This is a genomic window from Streptomyces sp. NBC_00271 (assembly GCF_036178845.1).
Taxonomy (GTDB): Bacteria; Actinomycetota; Actinomycetes; order Streptomycetales; family Streptomycetaceae; genus Streptomyces.
The window spans coordinates 2,868,128-2,891,926 of sequence record NZ_CP108070.1; the positions used below are offsets into that span (position 1 = coordinate 2,868,128).

Consider the following 23,799-nt stretch of genomic DNA (forward strand, 5'->3'; position numbering starts at 1 on the left):
TACCACTCCTCGCCCTACTCCGCTCCGGCCTTTTCTCCGAATACGAGAAAGGGTACGCCTTCGGGCTGTTCTCGGCGCTGGGAGAGGTCACGCCGTCCGGCGGATCAGCGCCAGATACATGGCGTCCGTACCGTGCAGATGCGGCCACAGCTGGATGTCGGGGCCGTCGCCCAGCGCCGGTACGCCGGGCAGGAGCGGGCGGGCGTCGAGGAGTTCGGCGGAGCCCGTGTCGTAGTGCTTGAGGACGTCGTCCACGACCGCGCGGGTCTCGGCGAGGTGCGGCGAGCAGGTCGCGTACCCGACGACGCCGCCGACCCGTACGGAGTCCAGCGCCGTCCGCAACAGCCCGCGCTGGAGGGGCGCGAAGCCGTCCAGGTCCTCGGGACGGCGCCGCCAGCGGGCCTCGGGACGGCGGCGCAGGGCGCCAAGACCCGTGCAGGGCACGTCCATGAGCACCCGGTCGAAGGTGCCGGGCAGCCACGGCGGACGGGTGCCGTCGGCGGCGATGACCTGGTAGGGGCCGGGATTGCCCGCGAGTGCCTTGGCCACCAGGCCCGCCCGGTGCGGCTGCTTCTCCGCGGCGAGCAGCGCGGCGCCGCGCTCGGCGGCCAGTCCGGCGAGCATGGCGGCCTTGCCGCCGGGGCCCGCGCAGCCGTCCAGCCACGCCTTGTCCCGGCCGTCGAGGGGCGCGTTCGCGAGCGCGAGCGCCACCAGCTGGCTGCCCTCGTCCTGGACGCCCGCACGCCCCTCCCGTACGGCGTCGATGGCACCGGGCTCGCCGCCCTCGCTGAGCCGCACGGCGTACGGCGACCAGCGTCCCGGCAGCGCGGACTCCTCCCCGAGGACGCCGAGGAGTTCGTCGGCGGTGGAACGCCCGGGCCGCGCCACGAGCGTCACCTCGGGCCGTTCGTTGTCGGCCTCGAGCAGGTCCTCGATCCCGGCACGGCCGCCGCCCAGCGCGTCCCACAGCGCCGAGACGACCCAGCGCGGGTGCGAGTGCACGACGGCGAGGTGGTCCTCGGGGTCCTCGTCGTAGGGCGGCGCGACCTGCTCCAGCCAGGCGTCGAGATCCTGCCGGGCGACCTTGCGCAGCACGGCGTTGACGAACTTGGCACGCCCGTCGCCGAGTACGACGCGGGCGAGTTCGACGGAGGCGGACACGGCGGCGTGCGTGGGGATGCGCGTCCCGAGCAGCTGGTGCACACCGAGGCTGAGCACATCGAGTACGGGCGGATCGACTTCTCGCAGCGGCCGGTCCACGCAGGCCGCGATGACGGCGTCGTACGTCCCCTGCCGACGCAGCGTCCCGTACACCAGCTCGGTGGCAAGCGCCGCGTCCCGCCCGTCGAACTTTTCCGGTCCTGCCTTCTCGCGGGCCTTCCGCAGCAGCGGCGGCAGCACGAGGTTCGCGTACGCGTCGCGCTCGTCCACGGCCCGCAGCGCCTCGAAGGCGAGCATGCGGACCGGGTCCTTCTGGGGGCGGCGGTAGGGCTTGCCGGGCTTGCGCGGCCCGCGGGACTGCTCAGTCACGAAAAAGGTGCTCCGGATCCTGGATGGTTCGACCCCTCCAGCCTACTTCCGGACGGACGTCGCCGGCCGGACGGCCCACGTGTCCTGGTCGGCCGGCCGCCCGCCGCTCAGCCGCCCGGGATCACCAGTCCCGTCTCGTACGCGATGACGACCGCCTGGGCCCGGCTGTCCAGGCCGAGCTTGGTCATGGTGCGGTTGAGGTGGGTCTTGACGGTGGCCTCGCTGATGCCGAGGCGATGGGCGATCTCCAGGTTGGACAGGCCCCGGCCGGTCAGCTTCAGCACCTCGACCTCGCGCGAGGTCAGCACGCCCAGGTCGGGTGGCGCGGCGTCCCGCGCGGGCCCGTGCTGCCGGGCGAAGGCCTCGATCAGGCGACGGGTGATGCTGGGCGCGAAGAGGGCGTCGCCGCCGTCGACCGCGGCCACCGCGGCGAGCAGCCGCTCGGGCCCGGAGTCCTTCAGCAGGAACCCGCAGGCCCCGGCCCGCAGGGCTCCGTACACGTACTCGTCGAGGTCGAAGGTGGTCAGGATCAGGATGCGCGGCGCCCGGTCGGGGGCCTCGGCGAGGATGCGCTCGGTGGCCTCGATGCCGTTCACACCGGGCATGCGGATGTCCATGAGGATCACGTCGGGTCGGGTCCTGGCGGCCAGCCGCACGGCCTCCGCCCCGTCCGCCGCCTCCCCCACGACCTCGAAGCCGGGCGCGGCGTCCAGCAGGTCCACGAGCCCGGCGCGAATGAGGAACTGGTCGTCGACGACGAGCACTCTGGTCATCTCGTACGGTCGTCCCCCCGCCGGGTGGCCGATGCCGAGGTCGGCAGGGCCAGCTCGACCGCGAAGCCTCCCTCGGCGCGCGGGCCGAGGCTGAGTGTCCCGCCGTAGAGCTTGGCCCGCTCGCGCATGCCGATCAAGCCGTGCCCGGCGCCCCTCGGGACCTTGTCCGAAATCACCCCCTCCCCGTCGTCCGTGACGGAGACCGTCAACTCGTGCTGCCCGTAACCGAGTGCCACGCGCGCGTGTGCCCGTCCGGCGTGCTTGAGGACGTTGGTGAGGGCCTCCTGGACGACGCGGTAGGCGCACAGCTCGACCCCCGGCGCGAGCGGGCGGGGTGTGCCCTCGACGGCCAGCTCGACCGGGACGCCGCCGGCCCTGACCCGGTCGACCAGCTCCACCAGCCGGGCCAGGGTGGGCATCGGAGCCCCGTCGGGTGCCCGCGGGTCCTCCTCGCGGAGCAACTGGAGCATGCGTCTGAGCTCCTCCAGCGCCTCGCCGCTGCTGTCCGCGATGGTGCCCAGCGCGCCACGGGCCTTGGCCGGATCGGAGTCGAAGACGAACCGGTCCAGGCCCGCCTGCACGGAGATGACCGACATGTGGTGGGCGACCACGTCGTGCAGCTCCCGCGCGATCCGCCCACGCTCGTCGGCGACCGCGCGCCGGGCCCGCTCGATCTGCTCCTCACGCAGTCTGCGCGTGAGTTCGGCGGAGTGCCGGGTCAGAGTGCCGAACCGGACCAGCACCGAGCAGTACAGCAGCGCCTGCCCCAGGACGACCGCCATCGACGGGCTGTGGCCGACCAGTCCGCCGTAGCCCCAGACGGCGACCGCGCAGGCCGCGCAGGCGACGGCGATCCGGGGCGGACGGTGCGCCGCGACCGTGTAGAGGGCGAGCATGGGGCCGAAGAAGCACGCCACGAGCCAGTAGCCGAAGGTGACATAGGCGACCGAGGCGGCCTGTACGGCGGCGAAGACGGTGAGCGGCCACCTGCCGCGCAGGGCGACCGGCAGTTGCGCGAGGGCGATCAGGACGTGGGCACGCCCGTCGGGTTCGGGCCAGCCCTGCGCCGCCCTCGACACATGCCCCAGCAGCATGGCCACCCCGGTCATGGCGAGCGCGATCAGTGTGTCGACGACGAACGGCCGAGGCGTCCTCAGGCGCATCGCCGCAGCCTAGTCCCGGATCCCGGACGGTGCGTCAACTTCTTTTGCTACCAAGGGAGTTGTACAAGCTCACGACTACCGCGCTCGGTGGGGCGGGAGTTCCACCCGCCGCGGGACGCGGCGGCCGTGGCACCGCTCCTACCGTCAGGCACAGCGGCACCGCCGATCGAGCGGAGTCACACGGCCCGTGGGCTGTTCGGGGTTCCCGGCCGGGGACCCGGCCCAGGGCCTGAAGGAGCCCGCATGACCCTGCGCAAGCACATCGCCCTGGCCACGGCCGCCCTCGCCCTGGGCAGCGGCCTCGCCGTACTGCCCGCGACCGGGGCGTCGGCGACGACGTACACCTGCGACTACAGCACCGACGGCTACTGGGCATACGCCGGCTACTACTCGGGGACCACCGTGCAGCCTTCGAGCACCGGGGTGTCGTCCGCGGGCATCGAGGCACAGTGCCTGCTCGACCTTGCGGGCTTCAGCCCCGGCACCATCGACGGGGTCTTCGGCACCAAGTCCCAGGCGGCGGCCGCGGACTTCCAGCGGCTGGCCAACAAGTACTACGGGGTCACCCTCACGGTGGACGGCAAGGTCGGCCCGAAGACCTGGCCGGTGCTGCGCGCCCACGCCTTCTGATCCCTCCCTGCCGACCGGGAGCCCGATGGCCCGCACCCACGGGGAGGTGCGGGCCATCGCCGTACGACCGCGTGTCAGGCCCCGAGCCGCTCACCGGAGGCGATCCGCACCCCACGGGCCCAGTCGGCCGCGCGCATCGGCTTCTTGCCCTGGGCCTGGACCCAGAGCAGTTCCACGGCGTACGAGCCGGTCCCGACGTACACGTTGTTCTTGCCCACGGACAGCTCGCCCGGGGCGAGGTCGGTGCGCTCGGGCACGGGTGTGGCGTGGATGAGCTTGAGCCGCTCGCCGCGGAAGACGGTCCAGGCGCCGGGCGCGGGCGTGCACCCGCGCACCATCCGGTCGACACGCAGCGCCGGTGCGGACCAGTCGACGTGGGCGTTCTCGACGGTGATCTTCGGCGCCAGGGTGATGCCGTCGGCAGGCTGCGGTACAGCCTTCAGGGTGCCGTCCTCGATGCCGTCCATGGTCGCGACGAGCAGGCCGGCACCGGCGAAGGCGAGCCGGGTGAGCAGGTCACCGCTGGTGTCGGTGCGCCGGATCTCCTCGGTGACGGTCCCGTACACCGGCCCCGAGTCGAGCCCCTCCTCGATGAGGAAGGTGGAGGCTCCGGTGATCTCGTCCCCCGCCATGACCGCGTGCTGCACGGGGGCGGCGCCGCGCCAGGCGGGCAGCAGGGAGAAGTGCAGATTGACCCATCCGTGGGCGGGCACGTCGAGGGCGACCCGGGGCAGCAGCGCCCCGTACGCCACCACGGGGCAGGCGTCGGGCCCGATCTCCCTCAGCCGGGCCAGGAAGTCCTCGTCCCGCGGCTTGACCGGCTTCAGCACCTCGATGCCTGCCTCCTCCGCCCGCTCGGCGACCGGACTCGCGACAAGCCGCCGTCCCCGGCCGGCGGGCGCGTCGGGCCGCGTGACCACGGCGGCCACCTCGTGCCGCCCGGAGGCGATCAAGGCGTCCAGTGCGGGAACGGCGACCTCGGGGGTACCTGCGAAGACGAGCTTCATGGGTGGCGGCTGGCCTCTCGGGCGGGAACGCTTCAGGGCCCTGCACACCCGCCGGTCCGGACGGGGTACGGGGCAGCGCACCAGTCTATGCGGCGCGACGGCTCGGCGGCCCGGGGGTTCGACGGGCGACACCTCGAACAGACGAACACACGAACAAGCACCGAGGACCGAGGACCGAGGCGAGAGAACGGCGCACCGGGGGCGTACGCCCCCGGACGCGCCCTGTGCATATGCCCTTACGCCCCCGCAGCGTGACCACTCACCCGCAAACGCGTTGGTCAAGAGAGAGTTGACCACAGCGGGCCGCGATCACGGCCCGATCCTTTTCAACGCCGGTTCGAGAGGCTTGTTCATGGCCGACCACGCAACCCACGACGCCCAGGCTCGGGCCAGCCTGCACTTGCTGGTGCGGGACATCGAGCGGGTCCGCCGGCAGGTGGACGCACTGCGCACGCTCACCGCACAACTGGGCAACGTCTACCGCCCGCGCCGCTCCGGCCCCTCCGCGGGCTTCGTCGTCTACGGACGCGCCCCCGCCCCGACCGTCCGCCTCGCCCAGGAGCTGCGGGACAGCGTCGAGACCCTGGTCACGGCCGCCGTGGACTTCGACCGCTCCCTGGGCTTCTCCTGGGACGCGGTGGGCTCCGCGCTCGGGGTCACCAAGCAGGCGGTGCACCGCCGTTACGGCGCCCGCCGCGCCGCCGCGCAGGCCGCCGCCGAGGCCGAGCGCTCCACGGAGACCTCGGGCACCCGCACGGTCGCCGTCAACACGGGCATCCCCACGGTGCCGACGGTCCCCGCCGCCCGCTCCATGCCGACCCAGCCGACCGCGGGCAGCCCCACCCTCCGCGACGAGGTCAGGCCCACGGCGTTCCCGGGCCCCCGCAACGGCTGACCCCACCTCTCGCCTGCCTCCCGGCACCATCGAAGCCGGGAGGCGGCCCAGGTCGGGGCGGCCCGGACGGGGGTGGACCGACGCTCGTCACCCGATGTCCGGCGGATCGATCCGAATCCGTACGGGCTCACTTCCGCCCCGCGCCATCCGCGCCGCCTGGGCGGCCTTCAGCGCGGCCGCCAGCGCCGCCCCGCTCCCCGGCGGCACCCGAACGAGCGCCCGCTCCCACTGCTCCCCCGGCGGCGGCGCCCCCACCCGCCGCGGCCCCCCGGCCTGCGTGACGGGCAGCGGCACCGGCCCCAGCACCTCCGCGTCGCCCGGAAGCTCGACCACGGCGAGGAACCCGGCGAGCGCCTCCGTCGTACCCGACACGGCAGCCATCCGGGACACCGGCGGAAACCCGAGCTCGGCCCGCTCGGCGAGCTCCCGCACCGCGTGCCCGACGGGATCCCACCGTACGAGCGCCTGCACGGGCCGCAGGGTCGGCTCCGCGACGACCACGACCGTGCCCCCCGCCCCCTGCCCACGGACCAGCGCCGCCGCGCCGATCCACCGGCGCAGCGCGTCCTCGCCGGCCCGCAGATCGGGCCGCGACAGCATCGTCCAGCCGTCGAGCAGCAACGCGGCCGCGTACCCGCCCTCGGCGACGGGCTCGGCCCCCGGCGTGCTCACGACGAGCGCGGGCGCACCCGGGACCGTGTCGAGCACCTGCTCGCGTCCCGACGTCCGCACGGGCACGGCCGGAAACGCCCGCCCCAGCTCCTCCGCGGTCCGCCGCGCGCCCACGACCTGGGCCCGCAGCCGGAACCCACCGCACTCGGGACAGTGCCAGGCCGCCTCGTCCCGCCCGCACCACGTGCACAGCAGCGCCCCGGCGTCCCGCGCCTCCAGCGGTCCCGCGCAGTGCCGGCAGCGAGCCGGAGCCCGGCACTGCGCACAGGCCATCCGCGGTACGTACCCACGCCGCGGCACCTGCACCAGTACGGGCCCGTGCCGCAGGCCGTCCCTCACCACCTGCCAGGCGAGCGTCGGCAGCCGGGCGGCCCGCGCCGCCTCGTCCCGCGCGAGATCCCCGTCCCCCACGGTCCGCACGAGCGGCGCGCTCGCCCGCACCTGCTCCCGCTCGGCGACCAGCGGCAGCGCCCACCCGCTCTCGACCAGCTGCGCCGCCTCGACCGTGCAGCCCCAACTCCCCAACAGAAAAGCGCACTTGTCATGGGCGGCCCGCAGCAGCAGCACTTCCCGGGCATGCGGCTGCGGAGCGTGCAGCTCGCTGTGGCTGTCGTCGCCGTCGTCCCAGATGACGACGAGTCCCAGATCCCGTACGGGCGCGAACATGGCGGCCCGGGTCCCCACGACGGCCCGCACGGACCCACGCCGCACGGCCAGCCACTCCCGGTAGCGCTTCTCGGGCCCGGCCTCGGCCGTGAGCACCGCGTGCTGCCCCTCCCCCAGCACGGCGGACAGCGCGGCATCCACCCGTGTGACGGCCCGGCCGTCCGGCACGACGACGAGCGCGCCCCGCCCCGAGGCGAGCGTCGCGCCCACGGCTCTGGCGATCTCCTCGGCCCAGCCGGGCCCCGGCAACGCGTTCCACACGGCCCGCGGTGCCCCGCCCGCGGCGAGCGACTCGAGAAAGGCCGCCCCCCGCCCGTATCGCGTCCAGGAACCGGTCGCGGGTATGCCGGGCGGAGGAAGCGGCGCGGGCGAGGGCTTCTGTTCGGCCCGCGCGTTGCGCGGCGGGACCGCTAGCTGCAGCACGTCCGCGAGGCTCCCCGCGTACCGGTCGGCGACGGCGCGCGCCAGTCCCAGCAGCTCGGGCCCGAGCACGGGCTCGGGCGACACGACCTGCGCGAGCGCGGCGAGCGGCCCGGAGTAGTCGGACTCGGCGAGCCGCTCGACGAGGAACCCGTCGATCAGACCTCCGCCCTCCCGGCGTCCCTCCCGCACCCGGTGCCGCCCGGCCCCGAACCGCACCCGGACCCGCACGCCCGGCTGTGCCTCGGCGTCCAGCTCCTCGGGCACGGCGTAGTCGAAATACCGGTCGAGGTGCAGCACACCCTTGTCGACGAGGACCCGTGCGACAGGCAGCTCCTCGGCGAGCTTCGCCCCCCGCCACGTGCGCGGCTTCGCCTTGGGCGCCCTGGCCTGCCGCACCCCTTCCCGAATCAACGCAAGCTGCTCGGGCGGCGCACCCTCCGCGCCACCCTCACCCCACCCGTTCGCGCTGCTCACAGCAACATTCCTACCAGACCCCACTGACACCGCCGCGCGCCCGAGATCAGACCGGCCACGGATCACGAACGCCCTGAGGGCGCTTCTGCCATGGGCCACTCGGCCATACCGGTCCAAGGACCGGCAGCAGGATTCGAACCTGCGAGGGAATCACCCGGAAGTACCCGCGACCATCGCACCGGACGCCACGACGTCAGTTCTCCCGAGTTCCAAGCGGCAGCGGACCATGATCCAGATTCACCGCGCGCCTTGGGCGCACTCCACCGAAGTAACCGCGGCCATCGCACCGGGAGACCTCGACCCTACGAACCCCGACCCCACCCGCACCACCGATTTACCCACCAGCCGCGACCGGCCCCTCGCGGACTCCCGCCGGGAAACGGTGAGGCCCGGCGCCCCCGAAGGGGTACCGGGCCTCACCGTGCAGGCATTGCTTACAGACCGACGGCCTTGCGCAGGGCCTCCACGCGGTCCGTGCGCTCCCACGTGAAGTCGGGCAGCTCGCGGCCGAAGTGGCCGTAGGCAGCCGTCTGGGAGTAGATCGGGCGCAGCAGGTCGAGGTCGCGGATGATGGCCGCCGGGCGGAGGTCGAAGACCTCGGCGATGGCGGTCTCGATCTTCTCGGCGTCGACCTTGGCGGTGCCGAAGGTCTCGACGAAGAGACCGACCGGCTCGGCCTTGCCGATGGCGTAGGCGATCTGGACCTCGCAGCGGGAGGCGAGGCCCGCGGCGACGACGTTCTTGGCGACCCAGCGCATGGCGTAGGCGGCGGAGCGGTCGACCTTGGACGGGTCCTTGCCGGAGAAGGCGCCGCCGCCGTGGCGGGCCATGCCGCCGTACGTGTCGATGATGATCTTGCGGCCGGTGAGGCCGGCGTCGCCCATCGGGCCACCGATCTCGAAACGGCCGGTCGGGTTCACCAGGAGGCGGTAGCCCTCGGTCTCCAGCTTGATGCCGTCGTCGAGGAGGGCCTTGAGCTCCGGCTCGACCACGAACTCGCGGATGTCGGGGGCGAGGAGGGAGTCGAGGTCGATGTCCGACGCGTGCTGCGAGGAGACGACGACCGTGTCCAGGCGGACCGCCTTGTCGCCGTCGTACTCGATGGTGACCTGGGTCTTGCCGTCGGGACGGAGGTAGGGGATCGTCCCGTTCTTGCGGACCTCGGAGAGGCGGCGCGACAGGCGGTGCGCGAGGTGGATCGGGAGCGGCATCAGCTCCGGGGTCTCGTCCGTCGCGTACCCGAACATCAGGCCCTGGTCGCCGGCGCCCTGCTTGTCGAGCTCGTCCTCGTCGCCCTCGACCCGGTTCTCGTACGCCGTGTCGACACCCTGCGCGATGTCGGGCGACTGCGAGCCGATCGACACCGAGACACCACAGGAAGCTCCGTCGAAGCCCTTCTTCGACGAGTCGTAACCGATCTCCAGGATCTTGTCGCGGACCAGCTGGGCGATCGGCGCGTAAGCCTTGGTCGTGACCTCGCCGGCCACGTGCACCAGGCCGGTCGTGATCAGCGTCTCCACGGCGACCCGGGACGTCGGGTCCTCGCGCAGAAGCGCATCGAGAATGGTGTCGCTGATCTGGTCAGCGATCTTGTCGGGGTGACCCTCGGTCACGGACTCCGAGGTAAACAGGCGACGGGACACTACGCTCCCTGTGGTTGCAGCGGCTGCTGGCTGATCATTGGTGGACGGGACGAGAGCTGCGCTCGGCGTCGTCCGAGAACAGTTTATCGGTCGCACTCGCCCACAGGCCCCCCTGTCTCGCTTCTCGGAAGCGCTGTGACCTGCGGCACGGGCATTCTGCGTCATGACGATCGCTCTCCACCAGGGTCACCACGGGCGATTTCACGCTGATGGACGCTACTGCCGGGGTTAATGAGACATTCACATCAGGCGGCGTCCCACCAGGTCCCACACCATCTCGGCCAGAGCTTCCTTGGGTCCGTACGGCACCGGGGTCTCGCTGCCGTCGGCCCCCAATACCACGGCCTCGTTCTCCTCGGCACCGAAGGTCTTGCGCTCCCCCACCTCGTTCACGACGAGAAGGTCGCACCCCTTGCGCGCCAGCTTCGTACGACCGTTGGCGAGCACGTCGTCCGTCTCGGCGGCGAAACCGACGACCACCTGGCCGGGGCGGGGACGGTCCGCCGAGATCTCCGCGAGGATGTCCGGATTGCGGACCAGAACGATCGGCTCCGGCTCCTGGTCGTCCTTCTTCTTGATCTTCCCGGCCGCGTAGGCGGCCGGGCGGAAGTCCGCCACCGCCGCCGCCATCACCACGGCGTCGGCGTCCGAGGCCGCCTTGAGGACCGCCTCGCGCAGTTGCACGGCCGTCCCGACCCGCACCACGTCCACGCCCGCCGGGTCCGGCAGTCCGGTGTTCGCGGCGATCAGCGTGACCCGGGCGCCCCGCGCGGCCGCGGTGCGCGCCAGGGCGTACCCCTGCTTGCCGGAGGAGCGGTTGCCGAGGAAGCGGACGGGGTCGAGGGGCTCTCGGGTACCGCCGGCGCTGACGACGACGTGACGCCCGGCCAGATCGGGCTCGGTCACCCCTCGGGCGAGCACCCGGCGGCAGACCTCGAAGATCTCCGCGGGGTCGGGCAGCCGCCCCTTGCCGGTGTCGACACCGGTCAGGCGCCCCACCGCGGGCTCGATGACGACGGCGCCGCGGCGGCGCAGCGTCGCCACGTTCTCCTGGGTGGCGGGGTGCTCCCACATCTCGGTGTGCATGGCGGGCGCGAAGACGACCGGGCAGCGGGCCGTGAGCAGGGTGTTGGTGAGGAGGTCGTCGGCCAGGCCGTGGGCGGCCTTGGCGAGCATGTCGGCCGTCGCGGGAGCGACCACCACCAGGTCCGCGTGCTGGCCGATGCGGACGTGCGGGACCTCGTGGACGTCCGACCAGACCTCGGTGGAGACGGGGTGGCCGGAGAGCGCGGACCAGGTGGCGGCGCCGACGAAGTGCAGCGCGGAGGCGGTGGGCACGACGCGCACGTCGTGGCCCGACTCCGTCAGCCTGCGCAGCAGCTCACAGGCCTTGTACGCGGCGATGCCACCGCTGACCCCCAGCACGACCTTGGGCTTGTCCACCGTCTCTCCCCGAGCTCGGAAACGTACGACTCCATGACACACCACAGGCCCGGCGGTCGCGCCGCCGGGCCTGGGATGAGCGATTGAACGACTACTGCGCGGGGCCCTCGACGGCCTCGGACGTCAGCAGACCCGCGTTGATCTCGCGCAGGGCGATCGACAGCGGCTTCTCGTGGACGTGGGTGTCGACGAGCGGACCGACGTACTCGAGGAGACCCTCGCCGAGCTGCGAGTAGTACGCGTTGATCTGACGGGCGCGCTTGGCCGCGTAGATCACGAGGCTGTACTTCGAGTCGGTGGCCTCGAGGAGCTCGTCGATCGGAGGGTTGATGATGCCCTCGGGAGCGGTAATGGAAGAGGACACGCTCTGCCTTCCGAAAGGTGGAAATGACCTAAAAGTGACCTGATAGATCAAACAACTTCCACCAAGGCTAGCAGCTCACGCGCCACGTCCTCGACGGAGGTGTTGACCAGGGTGACATCGAACTCCGGCTCGGCCGCCAGTTCGATCTTGGCCGCCTCCAGGCGGCGCTCGATCACCTCGGGCGGTTCGGTGCCCCGTCCGGTGAGCCTGCGCACCAGCTCGTCCCAGGAGGGCGGAGCCAGGAACACGAGCAGGGCCTCCGACATGGACTCACGGACCTGCCGTGCACCCTGGAGGTCGATCTCCAGGAGGACGGGCACACCCGACTCCAGGTGCTCCAGGACGGCGGCACGCGGCGTCCCGTAGCGGTTGCCGGCGAATTCGGCCCACTCCAGCAGCTCGCCGTTGGCGATCAGCTTGTCCATCTCCTCGTCGGAGACGAAGAAGTAGTGGACTCCATGCTTCTCACCGGGGCGCGGCTTGCGGGTCGTCGCCGACACCGAGAGCCAGACCTCGGGGTGTTCCTTGCGCATATGGGCGACGACCGTGCTCTTGCCGACCCCAGAGGGGCCGGAGAGCACGGTCAGCCGCGGTCGTTCACTCATGCAGCGATTATTCCAGCAATCCCGGTATGCCCAGGACTCAGGCGCCGGAGCCGCCGAACTCACGCTCCAGAGAAGCGATCTGGTTCGAGCCGAGGCCGCGTACGCGGCGGCTCTCGGAGATACCGAGTCGCTCCATGATCTGCTTGGCGCGGACCTTGCCCACGCCCGGCAGGGACTCCAGGAGAGCGGAGACCTTCATCTTGCCGATGACGTCGTTCTCCTGGCCCTGCTTGATGACCTCGTGAAGGGAGGCGCCGGAGTGCTTGAGTCGATTCTTGACCTCGGCCCGCTCCCGGCGAGCCGCGGCGGCCTTTTCGAGCGCGGCTGCGCGCTGTTCAGGGGTAAGGGGCGGAAGAGCCACGCCTACGTCACCTCGGATGTCGAACTGTCGGATACGGACCGGTGAGGAACCTAGTCGCCCCACACCTGGGGAGCTAAGAGCAACACGCTTGCCCATTCGCTCTCGACGGAGACTAGCGGGCAAGTGCGCCGGAGTCAGCGAGAACAGCGGAAAAGTCCTGGTCAGCCTCCCTGGAGACGGACATTTGCGACATAGTGCCCCGGATTTGAGGATGTATTCAGACTCGAACCGCTCCGGAGCCACTCGTCGAAGAACCGCCGACCGCCCCTTGAAGAGCTCAGGCGGCGCCCACAGCGGCTCTGATCTCGTCCGCGAAGCGCTCCGCGGACGTTCGCAGCGCGACCACGTCGGGACCGTGACGAAGAACACCCCGGCTCACGTTCGGCACGACATTGCGCACCGCCGCCCCGAAGACACCCGCCAGATCGGCCGCCGTGGCTCCCTGGGCGCCGATGCCGGGTGCCAGGAGCGGTCCGTTGATGTCCAGGTCGTAGGAGGAGAGATCGCCCAGCGTGGCGCCGACGACCGCGCCGAAGGACCCCAGCGGCGTCCCTCCCGCGTTCTCGGCGGCGAGGTGGGCCAGCATGGTCGCTCCGACGTCACGGCCGTCCCCGCGGACCGCGTGCTGCACCTCGCCGCCCTCCGGGTTCGAGGTGAGCGCGAGGACGAAGAGCCCGGCCCCGCTCTCGCGCGCCAGGTCCACCGCGGGCTTCAGCGAGCCGTAGCCCAGGTACGGCGACACGGTCAGCGCGTCCGAGAAGAGCGGTGCGTCCTTGCGCAGGAAGGTCTCCGCGTACGCGGCCATGGTGGAGCCGATGTCGCCGCGCTTGGCGTCCATCACGACCAGCGCCCCGGCCGCCCGCGCCTCCTCGACCGACTTCTCCAGGACGGCGATGCCCCGCGACCCGAACCGCTCGAAGAACGCGCTCTGCGGCTTGAGGACCGCGACCCGCTCGGCCAGCGCCTCGACGACGGTGCGGCTGAACCGCTCCAGGCCCGCGATGTCGTCGTTCAGACCCCAGTCGGTGAGCAGCGAGGCGTGCGGGTCGATGCCGACGCACAGCGGGCCGCGCTCGTCCATGGCACGGCGAAGACGTGCGCCAAAGGGTTCCAGGCTCATGCGGACTTCCTCACGTCGGCGCCGACCGCGTCGGCGAGGGTGGCGTACGGGCTGGTACGGAGGCGGGCGGCGAGCCCCTTGTGGATCGCCCGGCCCCAGAAGGGGCCCTCGTAGATGAACGCGCTGTACCCCTGGACCAGCGTGGCGCCGGCCAGGATGCGCTGCCAGGCGTCCTCGGCGTTCTCGATGCCACCGACGCCCACCAGGGTGATCCGGTCGCCCACGCGCGCGTAGAGGCGGCGCAGCACCTCCAGGGAGCGTGCCTTCAGCGGCGCGCCCGAGAGTCCGCCAGCCTCCTTGACGAGCGAGGGTTCGGACTTCAGACCGAGTCCCTCGCGCGCGATGGTGGTGTTCGTGGCGATGATCCCGTCCAGGCCGAGCTCGACGGCGAGGTCGGCGACCGCGTCGACGTCCTCGTCCGCGAGGTCGGGCGCGATCTTGACGAGCAGCGGCACGCGCCGGTCGGTGACCGCGCGGTCGGCGGCCTCGCGGACGGCGCTCAGCAGCGGCCGCAGTGCCTCGGTGGCCTGCAGGTTGCGCAGGCCGGGCGTGTTCGGCGAGCTCACGTTCACCACGAGGTAGTCCGCGTGCCGGGCGAGCCGCTCGGTCGACTTCACGTAGTCGCCGACGGCCTCCTCCTCGGGGACGACCTTGGTCTTGCCGATGTTGACGCCCACGACGGTCCTGAAGACGGGCGTGCGGGCCGCCAGGCGCTCGCTGACGGCCGCGGAGCCCTCGTTGTTGAACCCCATGCGGTTGATCAGCGCCCGGTCCGGCACAAGGCGGAACAGCCGCTTCTTGGGGTTGCCCCGCTGCGGCTCCCCCGTGACCGTGCCGATCTCGATGTGGTCGAAGCCGAGCATCGACATCCCGTCGATCGCGACGGCGTTCTTGTCGAAGCCCGCCGCGAGCCCGAAGGGACCGTGCATCCGCAGGCCGAACGCCTCGGTCCGCAGCTCCTTGTGGCGGGGCGCGAGCGCGGCGGCGACGAACGTACGCAGCACGGGGATACGGGCGGCGAGCCGGATCCAGCGGAAGGCGAGGTGATGGGCCTGTTCGGGGTCCATCCGCTTGAAGACCAGCCGGAAGAAAAGCTTGTACATGTCTCAGTGTCCTCTGAAGCCTCATGAAGAGGGGGACACCGTTTCCGGTGTCCCCCTCAGGGCTGCTAGTCGCGGGCCGCTGTCAGATGTTCGGCGTGTTCCTGGAGTGAACGCACGCCCACGTCGCCGTGGTTGAGCGCGTCGATGCCCTGGACGGCGGCGGCGAGTGCCTGAACGGTCGTCAGGCACGGCACGGAGCGTGCCACCGCGGCCGTACGGATCTCGTAGCCGTCGAGGCGGCCACCGGTGCCGTACGGCGTGTTGACGATGAGGTCGACCTCGCCGTCGTGGATCAGCTGGACGATGGTCCGCTCGCCGTTCGGTCCCGTGCCCTCGGACTGCTTGCGCACGACCGTCGCGTTGATGCCGTTGCGCTTGAGCACCTCGGCCGTGCCGGAGGTGGCCATCAGCTCGAAGCCGTGCGCGACCAGCTCACGCGCCGGGAAGATCATCGAGCGCTTGTCGCGGTTGGCGACCGAGATGAAGGCGCGGCCCTTGGTCGGCAGCGGACCGTAGGCACCCGCCTGGGACTTGGCGTACGCCGTGCCGAAGACGGAGTCGATGCCCATGACCTCACCGGTGGAGCGCATCTCCGGGCCGAGGACGGTGTCGACGCCGCGTCCGTGGATGTCACGGAAGCGCGACCACGGCATGACGGCCTCCTTGACGGAGATCGGCGCGTCGAGCGGCAGCTCGCCGCCGTCACCGTGCGCGGGGAGCAGCCCCTCCGCCCGCAGCTCGGCGACGGTCGCGCCCAGCGAGATCCGGGCGGCGGCCTTCGCCAGCGGCACCGCGGTCGCCTTCGAGGTGAAGGGGACCGTGCGCGAGGCGCGCGGGTTGGCTTCGAGGACGTACAGGATGTCGCCGGCCATCGCGAACTGGATGTTGATCAGGCCGCGCACCCCGACACCCTTGGCGATGGCCTCCGTCGAGGCCCGCAGGCGCTTGATGTCGAAGCCGCCCAGCGTGATCGGCGGCAGCGCGCACGCCGAGTCGCCGGAGTGGATGCCGGCCTCCTCGATGTGCTCCATCACGCCGCCGAGGTACAGCTCCTCGCCGTCGTACAGGGCGTCGACGTCGATCTCGATCGCGTCGTCGAGGAAGCGGTCGACCAGGACCGGCCGGGAGGGGCTGATCTCGGTCGACTCGGCGATGTAGGACGACAGCCGGGTCTCGTCGTACACGATCTCCATGCCGCGCCCGCCGAGGACGTACGACGGCCGTACGAGGACCGGGTAGCCGATCTCGTCCGCGATGGCCTTGGCCTCGGCGAAGGTGGTGGCGGTGCCGTGCTTGGGGGCCGGGAGCCCGGCCTCCGCGAGGACGCGTCCGAAGGCGCCGCGGTCCTCCGCGGCGTGGATCGCCTCGGGGGACGTGCCGACGACCGGCACGCCGTTGTCCTTGAGCGCCTGGGCCAGGCCCAGCGGGGTCTGCCCGCCGAGCTGGACGATGACACCGGCGATCGGGCCGGCCAGCGACTCGGCGTGGACGATCTCCAGCACGTCCTCGAGCGTCAGCGGCTCGAAGTACAGACGGTCGGAGGTGTCGTAGTCCGTGGAGACGGTCTCGGGGTTGCAGTTGACCATCACGGTCTCGTAGCCCGCGTCGCTGAGCGCGAAGGAGGCGTGGACGCAGGAGTAGTCGAACTCGATGCCCTGGCCGATGCGGTTCGGGCCGGAGCCCAGGATGATCACCGCGGGCTTCTCGCGCGGCGCGACCTCGGTCTCCTCGTCGTAGGAGGAGTAGAAGTACGGCGTCTTCGCCGCGAACTCGGCGGCGCAGGTGTCGACCGTCTTGTACACCGGGCGCACGCCCAGCGCGTGCCGCACCTCGCGCACCACGTCCTCGCGCAGCCCGCGGATCTCGGCGATCTGGGCGTCGGAGAAGCCGTGCCGCTTGGCCTCGGCGAGCAGCTCGGGGTCGAGCTTGTCGGCGGCGGCCAGCTCGTCCGCGATCTCCTTGATCAGGAAGAGCTGGTCGACGAACCACGGGTCGATCTTCGTCGACTCGAAGACCTCCTCGGGCGTGGCGCCCGCGCGGATGGCCTGCATGACGGAGTTGATCCGGCCGTCGGTGGGCCGCACGGACTCTTCCAGGAGAAGAGCCTTGTCACCGGGCTCGCCGACGAACGTGAACTGGCTGCCCTTCTTCTCCAGCGACCGCAGCGCCTTCTGCAGCGCCTCGGTGAAGTTGCGGCCGATCGCCATGGCCTCGCCGACCGACTTCATCGTGGTCGTCAGGGTGGAGTCGGCGGACGGGAACTTCTCGAAGGCGAAGCGCGGGGCCTTCACGACCACGTAGTCGAGCGTCGGCTCGAAGGAGGCCGGGGTCTTCTCCGTGATGTCGTTCGGGATCTCGTCGAGCGTGTAGCCGACGGCGAGCTTCGCGGCGATCTTGGCGATCGGGAAGCCGGTCGCCTTGGAGGCGAGCGCCGAGGAACGTGAGACGCGCGGGTTCATCTCGATGACGATGATGCGGCCGTCGTCGGGGTTCACCGCGAACTGGATGTTGCAGCCGCCGGTGTCGACGCCGACCTCGCGGATGATCGCGATGCCGATGTCGCGCAGCCGCTGGTACTCGCGGTCGGTCAGCGTCATCGCCGGCGCGACGGTGATGGAGTCGCCGGTGTGGACGCCCATCGGGTCGAAGTTCTCGATGGAGCAGACGACCACGACGTTGTCGTTCTTGTCGCGCATCAGCTCCAGCTCGTACTCCTTCCAGCCGAGGATGGACTCCTCCAGGAGCACCTCGGTGGTCGGGGAGAGCGTGAGGCCCTGGCCGGCGATGCGGCGCAGCTCCTCCTCGTCGTGCGCGAAGCCGGAGCCGGCGCCGCCCATGGTGAAGGAGGGGCGGACGACGACGGGGTAGCCGCCGAGCGTGTCGACGCCCTTGAGGACGTCGTCCATGGAGTGGCAGATGACGGACCGGGCGGACTCGCCGTGGCCGATCTTCTCGCGCACGGCCTCGACGACGCCCTTGAAGAGGTCGCGGTCCTCGCCCTTGTTGATCGCCTCGACGTTGGCGCCGATGAGCTCGACGCCGTACTTCGCCAGCACACCCTGCTCGTGCATGGAGATCGCGGTGTTGAGGGCCGTCTGGCCGCCGAGGGTCGGCAGCAGGACGTCCGGGCGCTCCTTGGCGATGATCTTCTCGACGAACTCGGGGGTGATCGGCTCGACGTACGTGGCGTCGGCGATCTCCGGGTCGGTCATGATCGTCGCCGGGTTGGAGTTGACCAGGATGACCCTCAGGCCCTCGGCGCGCAGGACGCGGCACGCCTGGGTGCCGGAGTAGTCGAACTCGGCGGCCTGGCCGATGACGATCGGGCCGGAGCCGATGACCAGGACGGACTGGATATCGGTGCGCTTAGGCACGCTGGCCCTCCATCAGGGAAACGAAGCGGTCGAACAGGTAGGCGGCGTCGTGTGGGCCGGCTGCCGCTTCGGGGTGGTACTGGACGCTGAAGGCCGGCTGGTCGAGGAGGTGGAGCCCCTCGACGACCTGGTCGTTCAGGCAGACGTGGGAGACCTCGGCGCGGCCGTAGGGGGTCTCGGAGACCTTGTCGAGCGGCGCGTCGACGGCGAAGCCGTGGTTGTGCGCGGTGACCTCGACCTTGCCGGTCGTACGGTCCTGCACCGGCTGGTTGATGCCGCGGTGGCCGTACTTCAGCTTGTACGTGCCGAAGCCGAGGGCGCGGCCCAGGATCTGGTTGCCGAAGCAGATGCCGAAGAGCGGCGTCTTGCGGGCGAGGACCTCCTGCATGACGGACACCGGTCCGTCGGCGGTCGCCGGGTCACCGGGGCCGTTGGAGAAGAAGACCCCGTCGGGGTTCACGGCGTACACGTCCTCGGCCGTGGCCGTGGCGGGCAGCACGTGCACCTCGATGCCGCGCTCGGCCATGCGGTGCGGGGTCATGCCCTTGATGCCCAGGTCGACGGCGGCGACGGTGAACTTCTTCTCGCCGATGGCGGGGACGACGTACGTCTCCTTGGTGGCGACCTCGGCGGCGAGGTTCGCGCCCTTCATCTCGGGCGCCTGGCGCACCTCGGCGAGCATGGTGCCCTCGTCGGGCAGCGCGTTGCCGGAGAAGATGCCGACGCGCATGGCGCCGCGCTCACGCAGGTGACGGGTGAGGGCGCGGGTGTCGATACCGCTGATGCCGACGACGCCCTGGCTGCGCAGTTCCTCGTCCAGCGAGCGCCGGGCGCGCCAGTTGGAGGACACGCGCGCGGGGTCGCGGACGACGTAGCCGGCGACCCAGATCCGCTTCGACTCGGGGTCCTCGTCGTTGACGCCGGTGTTGCCGACGTGCGGGGCGGTCATGACGACGACCTGGCGGTGGTACGACGGGTCGGTGAGGGTCTCCTGGTAGCCGGTCATCCCGGTGGAGAACACGGCCTCGCCGAAGGTCACCCCCACGGCCCCGTAGGCGCGGCCACGGAAGGTCCGGCCGTCCTCCAGGACGAGTACGGCGGGAGCTGCCTTGTGCCTCTGCGAGGCGGCTCCCTGGTTGGAGGTCGTCATCGTGCGCCTTCCGTCTTGGTGCTCTTGTTGATCATGTTGTTCAGTGCGTCGACCCACTCGGTGTGCTCGGCCGCGCGGTCCGAGCGGAAACCGGAGTCGATCAGCTTGTCGCCGTGCGCCCAGGTGACGACGAGCAGACCGCCCTCACTGAGGACCTTCCCGGCGATGCCCTTGCCGAGCAGGGCCTCGCGCAGTGCCTCGGCCGGGATGAAGAAGTCGGTGGCGCCGGGGCGTACGACGTCCAGGCCCGCGTCCGTCAGCGTGAGCTCGACCCGGCTTCGGGTGCCCAGGCCGTGCGCCACGATGCGGTCCAGCCACTGCCCGGCGGTGGTGGAGCCGTGGTAACGGCCGCTCATGCTCAGTTTCGCCGGGCCCGTGTCTTCCGGCGCGGTGGGCAGCTCCGGCAGGTCACTCTGAAGGGTGCCGCGCCACTTCCAGCCCTCGCGCATCAGCCAGTAGACGAGGGCGACGAACAGCACGAGGCCGACGAGCCAGCCGATCCGGGCGGCCCAGTCGGTCACGTCGGCCGACTTCTGTTCGGCAGCCATGGAGGCGGCCATCGGGATGAGAGGTGTCACGCGAGCTTCCCGTCGACGAGGGTGGCCTTGCCCCGCAGCCAGGTGTGCGTGACCCGGCCCGGCAGCTCACGGCCCTCGTAGGGGGTGTTGCGGCTGCGCGAGGCGAAGCCCGCGGGGTCCACGGACCCACGGTATGCCGTGTCGACGAGCGTGAGGTTGGCGGGCTCACCTGCCGAGACGGGACGGCCGTGGCCCGCGGCCCGCCCGATGCGGGCGGGCTTGAAGGACATACGGTCGGCGACGCCGGCCCAGTCCAGCAGCCCGGTCTCCACCATCGTCTGCTGGACGACGGAGAGCGCGGTCTCGAGCCCCACCATGCCCATGGCGGCTGCGGCCCACTCGCAGTCCTTGTCCTCGTGCGGGTGCGGCGCGTGGTCGGTGGCGACGATGTCGATCGTGCCGTCGGCGAGCGCCTCGCGCAGCGCCGTCACGTCGCGCTCGGTGCGCAGCGGCGGGTTGACCTTGTAGACCGGGTTGTACGTGCGGACCAGCTCGTCGGTGAGGAGGAGGTGGTGCGGGGTGACCTCGGCGGTGACGTCGATGCCGCGGGACTTGGCCCAGCGCACGATCTCGACGCTGCCGGCGGTCGACAGGTGGCAGATGTGGACGCGTGAGCCGACGTGCTCGGCGAGCAGGACATCCCGGGCGATGATCGATTCTTCGGCCACCGCGGGCCAGCCCCCGAGTCCCAGCTCGGCGGAGACGACGCCCTCGTTCATCTGGGCGCCCTCGGTGAGGCGGGGCTCCTGCGCGTGCTGCGCGACCACACCGCCGAAGGCCTTCACGTACTCCAGGGCCCGCCGCATGATCACCGCGTCGTCCACGCACTTGCCGTCGTCGGAGAAGACCGTGACGCCGGCCGCGGACTCGTGCATCGCGCCCAGCTCGGCGAGCTTCTTGCCCTCCAGGCCGACCGTGACGGCGCCGATGGGCTGCACGTCGCAGTAGCCGTGCTCCTGGCCGAGCCGGTAGACCTGCTCGACCACACCGGCGGTGTCGGCTACGGGGAAGGTGTTGGCCATGGCGAACACGGCGGTGTAGCCGCCGCTCGCCGCCGCTCGCGTACCGGTCAGGACGGTCTCGGAGTCCTCGCGCCCGGGCTCCCGCAGATGGGTGTGCAGGTCGACGAGGCCCGGCAGGAGGACCTTGCCCTCGGCCTCGACGACCTCGGCGCCCTCGTCCGGGAGACCGGTACCGACCGCCGCGATCACGGCGCCGTCGATCAGTACGTCCTGCGGCTCGCCCCCGAGCACCTTCGCACCGCGGATCAGGATCTTGCTCATGTTCTTACTTCTCCTCGGTACGGGTGTGGGTGACGGCGGGCTCGTTGCCGCCCAGGAGCAGGTAGAGCACGGCCATGCGGATCGAGACGCCGTTCGCGACCTGCTCGACGACGGTGCAGCGGTCGGAGTCGGCGACCTCGGCGGTGATCTCCATGCCGCGGACCATCGGGCCGGGGTGCATCACGATGGCGTGCTCGGGCATTTTCGCCATGCGGTCGCCGTCGAGGCCGTAGCGCCGCGAGTACTCGCGCTCGGTGGGGAAGAACGCCGCGTTCATCCGCTCGCGCTGGACGCGCAGCATCATCACCGCGTCGGACTTGGAGAGGGTGCTGTCGAGGTCGTACGAGATCTCGCAGGGCCAGGACCCGACGCCGACCGGCACCAGGGTGGGCGGGGCGACGAGGGTGACCTCGGCGCCGAGGGTGTGCAGCAGGTCGACGTTGGAGCGGGCGACCCGGCTGTGCAGGATGTCGCCGACGATCGTGATGCGCTTGCCGGACAGGTCCTGACCGATCCCGGCGTCGCGGCCGACCAGGCGGCGGCGCATGGTGAAGGCGTCGAGCAGGGCCTGCGTGGGGTGCTGGTGGGTGCCGTCACCCGCGTTGATGACGGCGGCGTCGATCCAGCCGGAGGTGGCGAGCCGGTACGGGGCTCCGGAGGCGCCGTGCCGAATGACGACGGCGTCGACGCCCATGGCTTCGAGGGTCTGGGCGGTGTCCTTCAGGGACTCCCCCTTGGACACCGAGGAACCCTTGGCGGTGAAGTTGATGACGTCCGCGGAGAGGCGCTTCTCGGCGGCCTCGAAGGAGATCCGGGTACGGGTCGAGTCCTCGAAGAAGAGGTTGACGACGGTGCGGCCGCGCAGGGTCGGCAGCTTTTTGATCGGCCGGTCGGCGACCCGGGCCATCTCCTCGGCGGTGTCGAGGATCAGGACGGCGTCGTCGCGGGTGAGGTCGGCGGCCGAGATGAGATGACGCTGCATCTGTCAGGCTCCGTAAGGCAGTTCAGGAGAATTCGGGCAGGCGGGCGCGCGCGGAGGCGCACTCGGGGACGTACGGCACTGACGTACTCCGGAGTGCTAGTGCGGTGCGCCCGGGGAGGTCCGCTTCGCACCGAGCAGCACGGTGTCGCGACCGTCCTCCTCGGCGAGCTGGACCTTGACCGTCTCCCGCAACGACGTGGGGAGGTTCTTGCCGACGTAGTCGGCGCGGATGGGCAGTTCGCGGTGGCCGCGGTCGACGAGGACCGCGAGCTGCACGGCGCGCGGCCGGCCGATGTCGTTCAGCGCGTCGAGCGCGGCGCGGATGGTGCGGCCGGAGAAGAGCACGTCGTCGACGAGGACGACGAGGCGGCCGTCGATGCCGTCACCGGGGATCTCGGTGCGGGCCAGCGCACGCGGCGGGTGCATGCGCAGGTCGTCGCGGTACATGGTGATGTCGAGCGAGCCGACCGGGATCTTGCGATCGGTGATCTCTTCGAGCTTGTCGGCCAGTCTGCGGGCCAGGAAGACGCCCCGGGTCGGGATGCCGAGGAGCACCACGTCGTCGGCACCCTTGGCGCGTTCGACGATCTCGTGGGCGATGCGGGTCAGCACCCGCGCGATGTCGGGGGCTTCCAGAACGGGCCGCGCATCGGCTTCGTACTGCTGTTTGTCCTGCTCGGTGTCCATACGAAACGGACCTCCTTCTCCGCCTCACGGGACGGATCATTAAAGGACGTCGGATTTGCGCCATCCACGGTACCAGCCCGGCAACGCGCCTGATCACCACCCCGTGGGCCACCGCCGGTGACTCCCGCGCGAGGGTCGGTCCGGACCATTCGGCTTGACGGGGGAGAGTAACGCTGCGTAACCTCACAGTGAGTCACCAGAGTCACCAGCCGCGCGGCGGAGCCGCACGTTGATACAGCGTCCGGGGAGCTATATGTCCAGCGAATACGCCAAACAGCTCGGGGCCAAGCTCCGGGCCATCCGCACCCAGCAGGGCCTTTCCCTCCACGGAGTCGAGGAGAAGTCACAGGGACGCTGGAAGGCGGTCGTGGTCGGGTCGTACGAGCGCGGCGACCGCGCCGTCACCGTGCAGCGCCTCGCCGAGCTGGCGGATTTCTACGGGGTTCCCGTGCAGGAGCTGCTGCCCGGCACCACCCCTGGCGGGGCCGCCGAGCCGCCGCCGAAGCTCGTCCTCGACCTGGAGCGGCTGGCCCACGTGCCGGCCGAGAAGGCGGGTCCGCTGCAGCGTTACGCCGCGACGATCCAGTCCCAGCGCGGTGACTACAACGGCAAGGTGCTGTCGATCCGCCAGGACGACCTGCGCACCCTCGCCGTCATCTACGACCAGTCGCCCTCGGTCCTCACCGAGCAGCTGATCAGCTGGGGCGTGCTGGACGCGGACGCGCGCCGCGCCGTCTCCCACGACGAGGGCTGATCCCTTCGGGGAGTTCAGCAGAAACGTGCCGCCGGGGTGGCCGGAACCATGTGTTCCGGCCACCCCGGCGGCTTTGTGCGGGCCTCGGAAGCCCCATGGGTACGGGAACGCCGGAGGGC

21 protein-coding genes are annotated in these 23,799 nt (G+C 71.2%); 3 read left to right on the plus strand and 18 right to left on the minus strand.

The annotated features are described in order from the left end of the window. Positions 1-87: 87 nt before the first annotated feature. The 3 genes from OG798_RS13500 to OG798_RS13510 form a co-directional block, all read right to left on the minus strand. The gene (locus OG798_RS13500; RefSeq protein WP_095855806.1) at positions 88-1,530 is read right to left on the minus strand and encodes an RsmB/NOP family class I SAM-dependent RNA methyltransferase; all 1,443 of its coding nucleotides are present in this window, start codon (positions 1,528-1,530) and stop codon (positions 88-90) included. Positions 1,531-1,637: 107 nt separating this feature from the next. After that, positions 1,638-2,303: a response regulator gene (locus OG798_RS13505; RefSeq protein ID WP_267061294.1), complete on the minus strand. Its 666-nt coding sequence runs from the start codon at positions 2,301-2,303 to the stop codon at positions 1,638-1,640. Next, positions 2,300-3,466: a sensor histidine kinase gene (locus OG798_RS13510; protein WP_328757072.1), complete on the minus strand. Its 1,167-nt coding sequence runs from the start codon at positions 3,464-3,466 to the stop codon at positions 2,300-2,302. The genes OG798_RS13505 and OG798_RS13510 overlap by 4 nt, the downstream gene beginning before the upstream one ends. Positions 3,467-3,709: 243 nt before the next feature. Between OG798_RS13510 and OG798_RS13515 the strand changes: the two genes are divergently transcribed. Continuing rightward, a complete protein-coding gene (locus OG798_RS13515) occupies positions 3,710-4,096 on the plus strand; it encodes a peptidoglycan-binding domain-containing protein (protein WP_097226438.1) in 387 nt (128 codons plus the stop codon). Between the two features lie 74 nt (positions 4,097-4,170). Here OG798_RS13515 and fmt read toward each other — a convergent pair whose 3' ends face one another. Beyond that, the gene (gene fmt / locus OG798_RS13520) at positions 4,171-5,103 is read right to left on the minus strand and encodes a methionyl-tRNA formyltransferase (RefSeq protein ID WP_097226437.1); all 933 of its coding nucleotides are present in this window, start codon (positions 5,101-5,103) and stop codon (positions 4,171-4,173) included. Between the two features lie 352 nt (positions 5,104-5,455). On the opposite strand from fmt, the gene OG798_RS13525 reads away from it, so the two are divergent. Beyond that, complete coding sequence (locus OG798_RS13525; protein WP_067366048.1) at positions 5,456-5,998, plus strand: hypothetical protein; 543 nt, start codon at positions 5,456-5,458, stop codon at positions 5,996-5,998. A gap of 87 nt (positions 5,999-6,085) precedes the next feature. Here OG798_RS13525 and OG798_RS13530 read toward each other — a convergent pair whose 3' ends face one another. The 14 genes from OG798_RS13530 to pyrR form a co-directional block, all read right to left on the minus strand. Beyond that, the gene (locus OG798_RS13530) at positions 6,086-8,233 is read right to left on the minus strand and encodes a primosomal protein N' (protein ID WP_095855801.1); all 2,148 of its coding nucleotides are present in this window, start codon (positions 8,231-8,233) and stop codon (positions 6,086-6,088) included. A gap of 434 nt (positions 8,234-8,667) precedes the next feature. After that, entirely contained in the window at positions 8,668-9,876 is a 1,209-nt protein-coding gene (metK, locus tag OG798_RS13535; protein ID WP_328757076.1) for a methionine adenosyltransferase, read from the minus strand. Between the two features lie 240 nt (positions 9,877-10,116). Further along, a complete protein-coding gene (gene coaBC, locus OG798_RS13540; RefSeq protein WP_179436643.1) occupies positions 10,117-11,319 on the minus strand; it encodes a bifunctional phosphopantothenoylcysteine decarboxylase/phosphopantothenate--cysteine ligase CoaBC in 1,203 nt (400 codons plus the stop codon). 91 nt (positions 11,320-11,410) lie between these two features. Next, the gene (gene rpoZ / locus OG798_RS13545; protein ID WP_003982715.1) at positions 11,411-11,683 is read right to left on the minus strand and encodes a DNA-directed RNA polymerase subunit omega; all 273 of its coding nucleotides are present in this window, start codon (positions 11,681-11,683) and stop codon (positions 11,411-11,413) included. A 47-nt stretch (positions 11,684-11,730) separates the two neighbouring features. Further along, positions 11,731-12,288: a guanylate kinase gene (gene gmk / locus OG798_RS13550; RefSeq protein ID WP_054233983.1), complete on the minus strand. Its 558-nt coding sequence runs from the start codon at positions 12,286-12,288 to the stop codon at positions 11,731-11,733. Between the two features lie 37 nt (positions 12,289-12,325). Further along, positions 12,326-12,649 (minus strand): integration host factor, encoded by a 324-nt coding sequence (locus tag OG798_RS13555; RefSeq protein WP_016638838.1) that lies wholly within the window; start codon positions 12,647-12,649, stop codon positions 12,326-12,328. Between the two features lie 277 nt (positions 12,650-12,926). Beyond that, the gene (gene pyrF, locus OG798_RS13560) at positions 12,927-13,769 is read right to left on the minus strand and encodes an orotidine-5'-phosphate decarboxylase (RefSeq protein ID WP_328757078.1); all 843 of its coding nucleotides are present in this window, start codon (positions 13,767-13,769) and stop codon (positions 12,927-12,929) included. Next, complete coding sequence (locus OG798_RS13565) at positions 13,766-14,872, minus strand: quinone-dependent dihydroorotate dehydrogenase (protein ID WP_328757080.1); 1,107 nt, start codon at positions 14,870-14,872, stop codon at positions 13,766-13,768. The genes pyrF and OG798_RS13565 overlap by 4 nt, the downstream gene beginning before the upstream one ends. A gap of 65 nt (positions 14,873-14,937) precedes the next feature. After that, positions 14,938-18,246 carry a carbamoyl-phosphate synthase large subunit gene (gene carB / locus OG798_RS13570; RefSeq protein ID WP_121416725.1) on the minus strand — a complete coding sequence of 1,103 codons (3,309 nt, stop codon included), beginning with the start codon at positions 18,244-18,246 and terminating at the stop codon, positions 14,938-14,940. Further along, positions 18,239-19,396: a glutamine-hydrolyzing carbamoyl-phosphate synthase small subunit gene (gene carA / locus OG798_RS13575; RefSeq protein ID WP_121416724.1), complete on the minus strand. Its 1,158-nt coding sequence runs from the start codon at positions 19,394-19,396 to the stop codon at positions 18,239-18,241. Before carA ends, carB begins: the two co-directional genes overlap by 8 nt. Then, positions 19,393-19,956: a PH-like domain-containing protein gene (locus OG798_RS13580; protein WP_382141936.1), complete on the minus strand. Its 564-nt coding sequence runs from the start codon at positions 19,954-19,956 to the stop codon at positions 19,393-19,395. Before OG798_RS13580 ends, carA begins: the two co-directional genes overlap by 4 nt. A gap of 14 nt (positions 19,957-19,970) precedes the next feature. Further along, positions 19,971-21,257: a dihydroorotase gene (locus tag OG798_RS13585; protein WP_121416723.1), complete on the minus strand. Its 1,287-nt coding sequence runs from the start codon at positions 21,255-21,257 to the stop codon at positions 19,971-19,973. 4 nt (positions 21,258-21,261) lie between these two features. Further along, complete coding sequence (locus OG798_RS13590; protein ID WP_095855794.1) at positions 21,262-22,239, minus strand: aspartate carbamoyltransferase catalytic subunit; 978 nt, start codon at positions 22,237-22,239, stop codon at positions 21,262-21,264. Between the two features lie 96 nt (positions 22,240-22,335). Further along, positions 22,336-22,926: a bifunctional pyr operon transcriptional regulator/uracil phosphoribosyltransferase PyrR gene (pyrR, locus tag OG798_RS13595; RefSeq protein WP_095855793.1), complete on the minus strand. Its 591-nt coding sequence runs from the start codon at positions 22,924-22,926 to the stop codon at positions 22,336-22,338. 253 nt (positions 22,927-23,179) lie between these two features. On the opposite strand from pyrR, the gene bldD reads away from it, so the two are divergent. Next, on the plus strand, positions 23,180-23,680 hold the full coding sequence (gene bldD, locus OG798_RS13600) for a transcriptional regulator BldD (protein WP_067366005.1): 501 nt from the start codon (positions 23,180-23,182) through the stop codon (positions 23,678-23,680). The last annotated feature ends 119 nt before the right edge of the window (positions 23,681-23,799 follow it).

Excerpts from the sequence above, each read along its gene's own strand:
- OG798_RS13505 (WP_267061294.1), bottom strand. The coding sequence starts at position 2,303 with ATGACCAGAGTGCTCGTCGTCGACGACCAGTTCCTCATTCGCGCCGGG.
- OG798_RS13510 (WP_328757072.1), bottom strand. The coding sequence starts at position 3,466 with ATGCGCCTGAGGACGCCTCGGCCGTTCGTCGTCGACACACTGATCGCG.
- OG798_RS13515 (WP_097226438.1), top strand. The coding sequence starts at position 3,710 with ATGACCCTGCGCAAGCACATCGCCCTGGCCACGGCCGCCCTCGCCCTG.
- fmt (WP_097226437.1), bottom strand. The coding sequence starts at position 5,103 with ATGAAGCTCGTCTTCGCAGGTACCCCCGAGGTCGCCGTTCCCGCACTG.
- OG798_RS13525 (WP_067366048.1), top strand. The coding sequence starts at position 5,456 with ATGGCCGACCACGCAACCCACGACGCCCAGGCTCGGGCCAGCCTGCAC.
- gmk (WP_054233983.1), bottom strand. The coding sequence starts at position 12,288 with ATGAGTGAACGACCGCGGCTGACCGTGCTCTCCGGCCCCTCTGGGGTC.
- pyrF (WP_328757078.1), bottom strand. The coding sequence starts at position 13,769 with ATGAGCCTGGAACCCTTTGGCGCACGTCTTCGCCGTGCCATGGACGAG.
- OG798_RS13565 (WP_328757080.1), bottom strand. The coding sequence starts at position 14,872 with ATGTACAAGCTTTTCTTCCGGCTGGTCTTCAAGCGGATGGACCCCGAA.
- carA (WP_121416724.1), bottom strand. The coding sequence starts at position 19,396 with ATGACGACCTCCAACCAGGGAGCCGCCTCGCAGAGGCACAAGGCAGCT.
- OG798_RS13580 (WP_382141936.1), bottom strand. The coding sequence starts at position 19,956 with ATGGCCGCCTCCATGGCTGCCGAACAGAAGTCGGCCGACGTGACCGAC.
- OG798_RS13585 (WP_121416723.1), bottom strand. The coding sequence starts at position 21,257 with ATGAGCAAGATCCTGATCCGCGGTGCGAAGGTGCTCGGGGGCGAGCCG.
- OG798_RS13590 (WP_095855794.1), bottom strand. The coding sequence starts at position 22,239 with ATGCAGCGTCATCTCATCTCGGCCGCCGACCTCACCCGCGACGACGCC.
- pyrR (WP_095855793.1), bottom strand. The coding sequence starts at position 22,926 with ATGGACACCGAGCAGGACAAACAGCAGTACGAAGCCGATGCGCGGCCC.
- bldD (WP_067366005.1), top strand. The coding sequence starts at position 23,180 with ATGTCCAGCGAATACGCCAAACAGCTCGGGGCCAAGCTCCGGGCCATC.